This window comes from Alcaligenes sp. PF14, assembly GCF_037150615.1.
In the GTDB taxonomy this organism is placed as follows: domain Bacteria; phylum Pseudomonadota; class Gammaproteobacteria; order Burkholderiales; family Burkholderiaceae_B; genus Alcaligenes; species Alcaligenes phenolicus.
In genome coordinates this window covers 1-10,877 of sequence record NZ_JBAGRS010000010.1, presented here as the reverse complement: position 1 = coordinate 10,877, position 10,877 = coordinate 1, and the positions used below count along the sequence as shown (strand labels likewise).

Sequence of the window (10,877 nt, the reverse complement as noted above, 5' to 3'; positions counted from 1 at the left end):
CCGGGGGCGCCGAGCCTTGGTAGCGGCCCGGCGGTAAAACCCCCTCATGCTGCACCTTCGACTTGCTGCCCCTAAGAGAGGGGCGCGGTTCACCGTGGTGTAGCTTGGTGGTCAGGGCCGTTCAGCTCAGGTGCTGGCGGGTAAAGGAGCTCGTAATCCACCCAGCAGGAAACTCATCAAGCGCTGTTGCAGTTGTTGCTCACTTTCCGGGCTGTCGCTAAGGGGTAATTGCAAAGCCCGACGCAGTGATTGGGTGCCCATCAAGGCATAAGAGGTGGCACCCAGCATGAAATGGAATCGCCAGATGATTTCTTCTTCAGGCACGGTAGGCAGAGCTTCATGCAAAGCCTGCTTGAAGGGCAGGAAGATGGCGACCTGTTCATCCCAACAGATGGACTGAATGAAATCCTGCGGCGCCGGGCGGTCCTGCCCCGGCAAAGGAATAAACGAGCGTGGGGCGCCGTTGCCTGAACCTGCCAGGCGGATCAGTGGGCCAAAAAAGGCATCCACCACCTGGGATGCTTTCAAAGGACCTTCACCGGCTTGCTGGCGATAAAACGCCAGTTTTTCCAGGCGCTCTTGATTGATGCTGTTCAGGCGGCGCTGGAACACGGCCTGTGTCAGTCCGTCTTTACTGCCAAAGTGATAATTGACAGCCGACAGGTTCACCTTGGCTTGCGCCGTAATCTGGCGCATGGAGGTATTTTCGTGGCCATACAGCGCGAAAAGATGTTCGGCTGCATCGAGAATGGCGGACTGTGTCCGATCAGAGCGTTTCACCGTTATTTCCTAATTTCAAACGAGTGTTTGAATAATGTAACGGGAATGCGCAGTTAGTACAGTAGGGGTTCACCCTAGCCCCGCAAAGCGGGGCCAGGAGCCAGTCTTAGATCTGGGTCACAAATTTGGTGACTAAGTATCCGTCAAAGGTTTCGGCACCGCCTTCGCTGCCAATGCCGCTGTCCTTGACGCCGCCAAACGGAGTCTCGGGCAGGGAACTGCCGAAGTGATTGATATTGACCATACCGGATTCCAGTTCTGTGCCCAGTCGATGCGCGTCTTGCAAGGATTGTGTAAAGGCATAGGCCGACAAACCGTAGGGCAGGCTGTTGGCACGGGCGATGGCATCGTCCAGATCGCTGTAGCGCGTCAAGGGGGCGATGGGGCCAAATGGCTCCTCGGTCATGACCAGTGCATCGTCGGGCAAATCCGTCAGCACTGTGGGCGAGAAAAAGAAACCATCGCGCTTGATCTGTTCTCCTCCCAGCAACACTTTGCCACCCAGAGAGCGGGCGTTGTCGACAAACTTTTGCATCATGGGCAGGCGGCGCTCGTGAGCCAAGGGCCCCATTTGCGTATCCGGGTCCAGACCATCGCCCACTTTTACATTGGCCAGCTCTTCGGTGAAGCGGTCCACAAATGCAGTGTAGATATCGTCGTGGATATAAAAACGCGTGGGCGAAATGCACACCTGACCAGCATTGCGAATTTTGAAACGAGCCAGCTGACGAGCAGCGCGGGCTACATCGGCATCAGGCAGGACCAGCACAGGCGAGTGACCGCCCAATTCCATGGTGATGCGTTTCATATGGGCACCGGCCAGTGCAGCCAGTTGCTTGCCTACAGGAACAGATCCGGTAAAGGAGACTTTACGCACGATGGGCGAGCGGATCAGGTAGTCCGACACCTCCTGTGGCACACCCCAGACAATATTCAGTACACCCGGAGGCAGGCCCGCATCGTGAAAGGCTTGGGCAATAGCCATGACCGCACTGGGGGAGTCCTCGGGGCCTTTCAGAATAATCGTGCACCCAGCACCGATAGCCGCGCAGATTTTGCGAATGGCCTGGTTGTAGGGAAAGTTCCAGGGCGTAAAGGCGGCGCAGACCCCGATGGGCTCGCGCAGAACCATTTGCTGCACTTTGGGGTTGCGGGCGGGGATGACGCGGCCATAAATACGGCGGCACTCCTCGGCGTGCCAATCCGCATGGTCCGCGCAGGACATGATTTCGCCTACCGCCTCGGCCAAGGGCTTGCCTTGGTCCAGTGTCAGATTGCGGCCAATTTCCTGGGCGCGTTCACGCGACAGTTCCGCGACCTTGCGCAGGATCGCGCTGCGATCCATGGGCGAGCTGTGACGCCAGCTTTTGAACGCGTCCTGGGCGGCGTTCAGAGCCGCGTCCAGATCCGCCTGGGATGCCAGCGGCAGTTGGCCCAAGGTGCTGCCATTGGCAGGATTGATGACGGCTTGGGTCTGGCGACCTTGTCCATCCAGAAATTGACCATTGATATACAGGGCCAGGTGTTGATACATGAGCGGCCTCCAAGTTGTCTGTGTTGCTAACTAAATACGTACCGTTCGATGGTATCGGGCGAGCAGAAACGGGACAAGCGTGGGCGGCGGATATTGCGGCAACGGATTGTTCAGAGAAGCAACAAACGGGCGCGAAACAGGGGGGGGGTCAAGAAACCGTTATAAGTTTTTGATTTCACATCTCTTTTTGAAGGCCTGACAAAGAGATGAAAACCGACATCTAGCTGCAATAAGAAATCGTTACAAGTGCAGCATTCGTAATGTGAGCGATTGTTATATTTTTAACGATGAAAATATTTTTATCGCTTGGTGATAAGCTGGTTTTATCTTGATGTAACCTAAATGCTTATTAAGGTGAAAGTTTTTTGTAGATTATTACCAACGATCGCGCTACGTGGGATAAGCGCAACAGTTATTGGTTAAGCGCCTAATCGCCCGAAATCGTTTAATTTCAGTGTATTGTTGCTTTTTTTATCACAGGCTATTTATCATTTTTAACATTGTCGTCCACGAAGCCCCTTGTAATCTAAGATACAATTTGTCCCGTGATCTACGTGATGAGTTTCACTATGCGTCACGTAAAAAGTCACAATCAGACACAAGGTTATGCTCCAAGAATACAGGTCAGAAGCCTGTAGCTCCGCCTTGTCTTGCCCCGGTCCATTATGAACATACTGCTGCGGCTGGCGATGTACTTGCCAGCCTTAGATGTAAAGCCCATGTGCAATACATAGGTATTGGGCCCTCGGGTGGTGTTTCTTTCGCTTTGTTTGAGCGACACACCGAACCCATTCTTCTTTCATTTTTGTACTTAAATTTGATCTGGCAATGCGTTGCAACGCTGACGTAATGACGTCTGTTGCGAACGCGGCACAAGATCTTACGGAGGCCGACGTGCGTGGTAAGAAAACTCTAACGGTAAGTGCGCTGCTGACAGCGCTACTGCTGGCGCAACCAGCGCTTGCCCAGCAGGAAAACAGCCTGAGCTTCAAGGACAGTATTGAGCGGGCAATTATGTCCAATCCTGAACTTGGCGCTCGCTTCCAGGATTTCCAGTCTGCGCTTGAAGGTCAGAACGTTAGCCGTGGCGCCTTGTTGCCCGAGGTCAATGCCCAGGGTTGGGTTGGCAAAGAGTGGCGTGGCAGCACTTCGGGTGCCCCGTCTACCGACTGGTCCCGCAGCGGCTACAGCCTGCAACTGCGTCAGTTGATTTTTGATGGTTTCTCCTCGATCAACCAGGTTCGTCAGTTGGGTTACGAAAAACTGGCTACTTACTACGAGCTGCTGGCTTCGGTAGATTCCCTGGCTCTGGAAGCGGCCAACGCGCACATCGATGTGCTGCGTTACCGCGAAATGGAAAAGCTGGCCCGTGAAAACTACGGCATGCACATGAACATCCTGAGCCAGATTCAGGAACGTTCGGCATCCGGCGTGGGCCGTGGTGTGGACCTGGAACAAGCTTATGGCCGCCAGTCCCTGGCTCAAAGCAACATGATGACCGAGGCCGGCAACCTGAACGACGTGCTGCAACGCTACCGTCGCATTGTGGGTGTGGCTGCTCCTGAAGTCATGCAGGCGGCCCCTAGCCTGAGCGAGTCGATTCCTGCCAATACCACCGACTTCTTGCCATCCTTGCGCACCAGCCCTGTGATTTTGGCCAAGCAGGCCTTGTATCAAGCTGCTGAGTCGGGCAAACACGTGGCTCAAGGCCGTATGTCGCCTACGCTTGAACTACGTGCAGCTACCGGTAAGGACAAAAGCGATCCGCCAGGTTCCGCTTACCGCGATTCGCAAAGCAGCAACGTGCAGTTGATGCTGTCGTACAACCTGTTCCGTGGTGGTGCCGATGCTGCTCGCATCCGTCAAACCACAGCTCAGCAATACGCTGCCCGCGACGTGCGCGATTACACCTGCCGCAACGTACAGCAGGATCTGGCCGTGGCCTGGAACAACATCGAGCGCCTGCGTGCTCAGTTGCCATTCCTGAAACAACACGAACTGGCTACGTCCAAGGTTCGCGTTGCTTACATGCAGCAGTTCCAGATCGGTCAGCGCTCCTTGCTGGACTTGCTGGATACGGAAAACGAACTGTTTGATGCGCGTCGTGCTCTGGCCAATGCCACTTACGACCTGCAACAAGCCGAATACCGTTGGTTGACCTTGTCGCACCGTCTGGTGTCGGCAGTTGGCCTGTCCCAGCCTTACTCGGAGCAGCCTGAAGAAGCCGCCAAGCTGGACTTCCCCGAAGAGGCATTCAAGGCATGTATGACGCCTGTTCCAGATACCAGCAACCTGACCCCGGTTTCTGTTGATTACCGCGACGGTATGGCTCCGCCAGTCCTGCGCGAGAAACCAGCCGGGCTGTAAGTAGCTGCTTCTTGGCGTTATTGGATAGTGAAGGGAGGCACGTATGAGTCAGAACGAAGATGACTACAAACAAGAGCTCTCAGTCTCGGATGCCAGTTTTATCCGAGTGCTGGAGGATTTGATTGACGCACTGGTTGCTAACGGTGTGCTTCGTATGACTGATCTGCCTCCCCAGGCCTTGGCCAAATTGAACGAGCGCAAACGTACCCGTCAACGCCTGCGGGATTCGCTGGATTTGATTAATGACGATGAACCACTCATCTGACAGCACGACACAAGCAAGCGGGCAATACAGTATCCCGCCTCATCTGACGCATGATGATCCTCTTCTGACCTGCCTGGCAGAGATTACCCGTATCCACGGTAATCCTTGCACGCCGCAGCACTTGTCTGCAGGCTTGCCTTTGCAGCGTGGGCGTTTGACGCCTGCCTTGCTCAGTCGAGCGGCCGCGCGTGGTCATTGCACGGCCCGAGTGTGGCGCCGCGCCTTTACCGAACTCGACACCAATCTGTTCCCGGTTATTTTGTTGCTGAACAATAACCGGGCATGTGTATTGCTGGGGCTGGAAGAAGAACGTGCCCGGGTGCATTTCCCGGAAAGTGGTAGCCCCAGCGAAATCAGCCTGGAAGATCTGCAAGCGCAGTACTCCGGGCTGTTGGCTGTGGTACAGCCGGATTTCCGTGTCGAAGCGCGTGCCAAAGATGGTGTGGCCCCCATGAAGGGCAAGCATTGGTTCTGGACAGCCGTAGTGCAAAACTGGCGTCTGTATCGCGACGCCATTGGCGCTGCCTTGCTGATCAATCTGTTTGCGCTGGCCATTCCGCTCTACACCATGAACGTGTACGACCGGGTGGTTCCCAACAAAGCGATTGAAACCCTGTGGGTGCTGTCGATTGGGATTGGGCTGGTGCTGGTCATGAACATGGTGCTCTCCAGTGTGCGAGCCTATGTAGTTGATGCTGCCAGCAAACGGGTGGATATTCAGTTGTCTGCGCGGATTATGGAGCGGGTGCTGGACTTGCGCATGGAGAACCGACCGCCGTCGGTGGGCTCTTTTGCTGCCAATCTGCGCTCTTTTGAATCGGTGCGCGACTTTATCGCTTCGGCCAGTTTGACGACACTGGTCGATTTGCCATTTGTGCTGCTGTTTTTGGCTGTGCTGGCCTGGATCTCGCCCTGGATGCTGATTCCGCCCGTTGTGGCCATTGTGATCATCCTGGGTATTTCCTGGTTTGCTCAGGCACGTATGGAACGCCTGACCAAACAGACCTTCCAGGCTGCTGCCCAGCGTAACGCTGGCCTGGTCGAATCCCTGGCTGGTATGGAAACCTTGAAGGTCCTGAATGCGCAAAGCAATGCGCAGCGCGACTGGGAGCAGTCCACCGAATACCTGGCTCGTCAGGGTGCGCGCATCAAGATGACTTCCACCCTGACCGTGAATACGGTGCAGATGCTGCAGCAGATGGTCACCATCAGCGTGGTGATTATCGGGGTGTATCTGGTTCAGGAAACCAAATTGTCCATGGGGGGCATTATTGCTTCCTCCATGATTGCAGGCCGTTGCCTGGCTCCTTTGGGGCAAGTGGCTGGCTTGATGATGCAGTATCAGAATGCCCGTACCTCCTTGGGTTCGGTGGATTCGTACATGAATATGCCGGTAGAGCATCCGGAAGAGCGTCACTTTGTGCCGCGTCCTTATCTGGAAGGCTCTATCGAGTTCCGCAACGTCAGCTTCAGCTATCCCGGCACAACCCAGAACGTGCTGGATAAGGTCAGTTTTTCCTTGAAGGCTGGCGAGAAGATAGGGATTATCGGCCGTATTGGCTCCGGCAAAACCACTTTGTCCAAGCTGATCCTGGGGCTGTACAAACCGACGGGCGGCACCGTTGTGCTGGACGGAATTGATAGCCAGCAGATTGACCCGGCAGACGTGCGTCGCTCCATGGGCTATGTCTCGCAGGACCCCACGCTGTTCTATGGCACTTTGAAACACAATTTGCTGATGGGCACGCCTTATGCAACTGACGATCAAATGTTGGCAGCGGCTCGTCAGGCAGGGGTGGATGATTTCGCACGACGCCATCCTGATGGCTACGACATGATGATTGGCGAGCGCGGCGAATCCCTCTCGGGTGGTCAGCGGCAGGCTATCGCTGTGGCTCGTGCCTTGATCGGTAACCCGTCCATTCTGTTGCTGGATGAACCCAGCAGCAATATGGATAACCAGAGCGAATCGGCCCTGCGTCGCAGCCTGCATAAAGAATGTGAGGGCAAGACAGTTGTGCTGGTGACCCACCGCACCGCCTTGCTGGAGCTGGTGGATCGCCTGATCGTGATGGATATGGGGCGTATTGTGGCGGATGGTCCTAAGGATCAGGTCATTGCCGCCTTGCGTAGTGGGCAGATTGGTAAGGCCCGGAGTGCAGCATGAAAATAAAGAACCTGGCCAATTGGGTGCGTGCGCAACTCCAGGACACCAATTCCCCACCTCCTGGTGGCAATATGCTCAAAAACGCATCTTGGACGGCTCGTTACCAAGATGTACGGGGTTCCACGCTGCTGATCTGGTTGACCTTGCTGGCCATCTGCCTGCTGATTGTCTGGGCCAGCTTTGCCAGCATTGATGAAGTGGTGCGTGGCGAGGGCAAGGTTGTGCCATCTCGCCAGGTCCAGATTGTGCAAAGTCTGGACGGCGGTGTGGTTGAAGAAATTCTGGTGCGTCCTGGCCAGTCTGTGGAAGCGGGCGAAGTGCTGTTGCGTATCGATCCTACTCGTGCCTCGTCCTCCTTGGGCGAGAACGAAGCCGAGTCCTTGTCCTTGATGGCCAAGGCAGCTCGACTGGAAGCGATTGCTGCCGACCAGCCCTTTGATATGCCCAGTGAAGTGCTGGAAAAAGCCCCTGATCTGGCAGAAATGGAACGCCGCGTCTGGCAGGCTCGTACCGAAGAGCTGCGCTCTAATATTTCGGTGGCTCAGGAACAGCTGAACCAGCGTCAACAAGAATTGCGTGAGACGCAGGCCAATCGTGATCAGGCTGCGTCCAGTTGCGGGCTGACCTCGCAAGAACTGCAAATGACACGTCCTTTGCTCAAAGCGGGGCGGTGTCTGAAGTGGATTTGCTGCGTCTGCAGCGTGATGTGGCTCGTTACTGCGGTGAGCAAAAAGCGGCCTCGGCACAGATCAGCCGTATTCAGGCCTCGATTCAGGAGGCCCAGAACCGGATTGGCGAGGTGGAAATTACCTTCCGCAATCAGGCCCGTACCGAACTGGCTGAAACACGTGCCAAGCTGGCTTCCCTGGAGCAAGGCCAACGTGCCCTGGCCGACCGTGTGCGCCTGGCTGAAGTGCGCTCGCCCGTGCGCGGCACCATCAAGACCCTGTCTGCCAATACGGTCGGCGGTGTGGTGCAGCCCGGTAAAGACATTCTGGAAATCGTGCCTACTGACGACACTCTGCTGTTGGAAGTGCGCATTAATCCGCGCGATATCGGGTTTCTGCACTCGGGCCAGACTGCCGAGGTCAAATTCACCGCCTATGACTTTGCTGTTTATGGCGGCTTGCCCGGCGTGCTGGAACAAACCAGTGCCGACACCATTACCGATGAAAAAGGCAATTCATTCTATATAGCTAAAGTACGTACGGACACGGTGTATGTCGGTGACGATAACCGTCCAATCTTGCCCGGTATGGTGGCCGAAGTGCACATCATGACCGGCAAGCGGACTGTTATGCAGTACTTACTCAAACCTATTCTCAGGGCCAGATCCAACGCATTCAGAGAGCGTTAAGGCTGATTGGTCCGTTGGGGGAGTAGCGCTGACGATAGAGGTGTAACACCCGAGTCAGACCAAGAGCTGATGGCATATAGCTCGTGTTACCAGTAAGGGAAAAGCGGTATGCGACAAGTAAATTCGGTTTTATTTCTGACTGCCGATGAGGCGTTGTGGCAGCATTGGCGTCATCTGGATTCGGTCACCTGGCTGCCCGCCAGAGGGCAGGGCATGGACGATTTATTGCGTTGGAAACAACAGCAGCGTGATCTGGTGGTGGTCGATAGTGCCCTGGCTTTGTGGAATCATCCCCAATGGTCCAAGGCTGTGCAGGGCATGAAGATTATTGTCGCCAGCCCACGTCCTTTGGATAGCGAAGGTCAGGCCGTACTGGCCCTGGGGGCTCGCGGTTACATTCACGCCTACAGCTCGTCGCCTTTGCTGGTGCAGGCGCTGGACCACGTGGCTAGCGGGCAGGTTTGGGTTGGGGAGTCCTTGCTGAGCCGTTTGCTCAGCGACGTTACCCGTCGCCTGGAACCCAAGGCGGGCTGGGAAAGCACCCTGACCAGCCGTGAAGTCGAGGTTGCGCAACGCGCCTCGCTGGGCCACTCCAATCAGCTGATTGCAAAAGACCTGGGCATCACCGAGAGAACGGTTCGCGCCCATCTTCAGGCTGTTTTTGAAAAGCTGGATGTAACAGATCGTTTGATGTTGGCGCTAAAAGTACACGGCATAGCCTGAACCCCTGCTCGCCGTCCCGTTCGTATTGTTAAGTAAGGTCAATAACAATAAATAAAACAGCGAACTGGCGGCGACGCCAATATCGACTAGCGGACCAACTCGCTATTCTCTGATCAAAGAAAGTCCATTTCTGACTGCTGCTTGGCGGCAGTCTTTTTTTAGGAATCAGACAGTCATGGCACTGGATACTGTTTTAGTGACACGAGTTGAAGGTACGGCATGGATCCGTACCGCCGATGGCTCCAAAGTAGCTGTCAAAGAAGGCATGCGCGTCCCTGTTAATGCCGAGATCATCACCGAGACCGGCGCCAGCGTCGAGCTTGAGATCCCTGGCAGCCCATCGATGACCATTTCCGATAACCGCTCCTTCCTGGTCAGCGGCGATATCGCAGAAACCGATGTGGACCCCGTAGCCGCCGCTCTGGCTAACCCCAACGATCCAGCAATTACGGCGGTGCTGGCCGCCCTGGAAGCTGGCGATGACCCATTCTCCCAACTTGACCCAACCGCTGCCGTATTGACCGGTGGTGGCGAAGGCGGTGGCAGCAGCTTCACCCGCCTGGTCAGCATTGTGGAAACCACACGCCCTCTGGCCCTGGAATACCCACGTCCTGGCGTGCCTACCGTTGAGAACGTGCGTCTGGGTGGCTATTCAGGTGGTGATGTAGACCCAACATTGGTAACTGGGAAAACCATAGTTACGCTGGAGACGCCCGAGCGTGTTATTGAGGGCGATTCTTATGAGATTGTTGCTCGTGTAGATAGGCCAGTAACAGGACAAGACCTGATTATTACCTTGACCAATGGCAGCACTATTACTATTCCGGTCGGGGGCACAGAGGGCCGGGTTGTTGTGGATAATCCTTATCCGGATGATGCCTATAAACAAGGTGATCGCCCAGAAGATATAGGCATTAGCACCACCACGGGAGGTAACTACGAGGACCTGGATACTAGTGGTACTTCCAGTAGTACCGTTGTGGATGATGATGATGCCACTGTGATCACCCTGGAAGGTCCCGATACAGTTGTAGAAGGTGGGGACATCACTATTACTGCAACGGTTGAAAATCCCCCCCAAGGTGGAGACTTGGTGATCAAACTGACCAATGGTCAAGAAATTATCATCAAGGAAGGCGAGACAAGAGGCTCCGTTACGTATCCAGCTCGTCCTGATGATGGGATAGTGCAGGGCAACATCCCGGAAGAAGTCGGTATTGAAAGCAGTATCGGTGGGAATTATGAGAAAGTTGAATACGGGGATCCTGTTACAACTGTTGTTGAAGATAATGATGTGCCTTCTATTACCGTTTCCGACACGGTGATTAGTGAAGGGGGCTCGGGTACCTTCAGCGTTAATTTTGGCAAACCAGTCGATAACGAAACAACAGTCACTTTGAAGCTGGGACATGGTTCGACAGACGATGGTGACGTCGAGCTTGAGCAGCCCCCTCTTGTGCAACTGCTTAACGGCGACACTCTTGCTGTCACGCCTAATGGTGATGGCACGTACAGTTTTACACTGCCTCCCGGTGTCACTGACGTTACGGTAACCGTAGACACGAAAGATGATGACGTTTTTGAAGGCGAAGAAGATTTTACCTTGACTGTGACTCAGGAAGGAGAAACACAGAACGGCACCCTTGTTGAAAAAGTCCAGGGTGAAGGAACAGGTACGATCGTC

At 55.0% G+C, this 10,877-nt stretch carries 7 protein-coding genes and 1 pseudogene; 6 read left to right on the top strand and 2 right to left on the bottom strand.

What is annotated here, in order from left to right; all coding sequences use genetic code 11:
• Positions 1-126: 126 nt before the first annotated feature.
• Positions 127-780 (bottom strand): TetR/AcrR family transcriptional regulator, encoded by a 654-nt coding sequence (locus WFM49_RS17880; protein ID WP_009462459.1) that lies wholly within the window; start codon positions 778-780, stop codon positions 127-129.
• A 106-nt stretch (positions 781-886) separates the two neighbouring features.
• Positions 887-2,314, bottom strand: coding sequence for an NAD-dependent succinate-semialdehyde dehydrogenase (locus WFM49_RS17875; RefSeq protein ID WP_083055327.1), 1,428 nt, complete (start codon positions 2,312-2,314; stop codon positions 887-889).
• Between the two features lie 849 nt (positions 2,315-3,163).
• On the opposite strand from WFM49_RS17875, the gene WFM49_RS17870 reads away from it, so the two are divergent.
• The 6 genes and pseudogenes from WFM49_RS17870 to WFM49_RS17845 all read left to right on the top strand — a co-directional run.
• On the top strand, positions 3,164-4,681 hold the full coding sequence (locus tag WFM49_RS17870) for a TolC family outer membrane protein (RefSeq protein WP_442893039.1): 1,518 nt from the start codon (positions 3,164-3,166) through the stop codon (positions 4,679-4,681).
• 43 nt (positions 4,682-4,724) lie between these two features.
• The gene (locus WFM49_RS17865) at positions 4,725-4,946 is read left to right on the top strand and encodes a hypothetical protein (RefSeq protein WP_022983326.1); all 222 of its coding nucleotides are present in this window, start codon (positions 4,725-4,727) and stop codon (positions 4,944-4,946) included.
• Positions 4,930-7,113 (top strand): type I secretion system permease/ATPase, encoded by a 2,184-nt coding sequence (locus tag WFM49_RS17860; RefSeq protein ID WP_336974702.1) that lies wholly within the window; start codon positions 4,930-4,932, stop codon positions 7,111-7,113. Before WFM49_RS17865 ends, WFM49_RS17860 begins: the two co-directional genes overlap by 17 nt.
• Before the next feature lie 71 nt (positions 7,114-7,184).
• Positions 7,185-8,470, top strand: a pseudogene (locus WFM49_RS17855) (HlyD family type I secretion periplasmic adaptor subunit).
• 108 nt (positions 8,471-8,578) lie between these two features.
• Positions 8,579-9,193, top strand: a complete 615-nt coding sequence (locus tag WFM49_RS17850) for a response regulator transcription factor (RefSeq protein ID WP_035269588.1) — start codon at positions 8,579-8,581, stop codon at positions 9,191-9,193.
• Between the two features lie 175 nt (positions 9,194-9,368).
• Positions 9,369-10,877: retention module-containing protein (locus WFM49_RS17845; protein WP_336974699.1), on the top strand; the 1,509-nt coding region annotated here is incomplete at its 3' end.

Bases quoted from the DNA above. Each gene is read 5' to 3' on its own strand.
- WFM49_RS17875 (WP_083055327.1), bottom strand. From the start codon at position 2,314: ATGTATCAACACCTGGCCCTGTATATCAATGGTCAATTTCTGGATGGA.
- WFM49_RS17870 (WP_442893039.1), top strand. From the start codon at position 3,164: ATGACGTCTGTTGCGAACGCGGCACAAGATCTTACGGAGGCCGACGTG.
- WFM49_RS17865 (WP_022983326.1), top strand. From the start codon at position 4,725: ATGAGTCAGAACGAAGATGACTACAAACAAGAGCTCTCAGTCTCGGAT.
- WFM49_RS17860 (WP_336974702.1), top strand. From the start codon at position 4,930: ATGAACCACTCATCTGACAGCACGACACAAGCAAGCGGGCAATACAGT.
- WFM49_RS17850 (WP_035269588.1), top strand. From the start codon at position 8,579: ATGCGACAAGTAAATTCGGTTTTATTTCTGACTGCCGATGAGGCGTTG.